Origin of the sequence: Serratia sp. HMSC15F11 (assembly GCF_001808215.1) — a bacterium.
In the GTDB taxonomy this organism is placed as follows: Bacteria; Pseudomonadota; Gammaproteobacteria; order Enterobacterales; family Enterobacteriaceae; genus Serratia; species Serratia nevei.
This window is the reverse complement of sequence record NZ_KV792423.1, coordinates 1-532: the sequence shown is the minus strand read 5'-3', so window position 1 is coordinate 532 and position 532 is coordinate 1. Positions and strand designations below refer to the sequence as shown.

Below are 532 nucleotides of genomic sequence, written 5' to 3'. Positions count from 1 at the left end.
TTTTGGGGGGTACACGGCGTTTGTGCGTGCGTGGTCGTGCGGTTGGGTATTTTTGTGGCTGAGGCGCTTAGAATGGCTCTGGTGCGTTCTGGGTAAGGGAGGAGGCGCAGCAGTCGCTGCGCTCCTAGCTGGGGTTAGCGCCAGCGTTCGAGGCGGTACCTGACGGTGATCCCGTCCTCCGTCATGGTATGGATGTACTCCTGGTTTGCCACGGTGCGGTCGATGGCCTTGGTGCGGTGCTTTTTGTACGTTTTCATCCTGGTTTCTTCGGAGAAGTTCTCGCCGGTAACCATCTCGTCCCATGACTCATATGACTTTGCTCCGGGAACCATGATTACCTTCCATCTCTGGAACCTACGGGGAATGTTTTCAAATGCCATCGTTCTCTCCTTATGATTCTGGTTTCTGGGGGCGCTCCCGCGCCCCTGTAAGTGGTTCGTAATGGCGTAAGGCTTTTGTTATTGCTTGCTGCTTACACCTGTAAGGCTTTCGTTATGGTCATGCTTCCCAGGCGTAAAGGCTGATGATGCTG

Annotated in this window: 1 protein-coding gene; it reads right to left on the bottom strand. The window is 54.5% G+C overall.

Going from position 1 to position 532, the window contains the following annotated elements:
• Nucleotides 1-134 precede the first annotated feature (134 nt).
• Entirely contained in the window at nt 135-380 is a 246-nt protein-coding gene (locus tag HMPREF3138_RS08085) for a hypothetical protein (RefSeq protein ID WP_070558916.1), read from the bottom strand.
• Nucleotides 381-532: the final 152 nt, after the last annotated feature.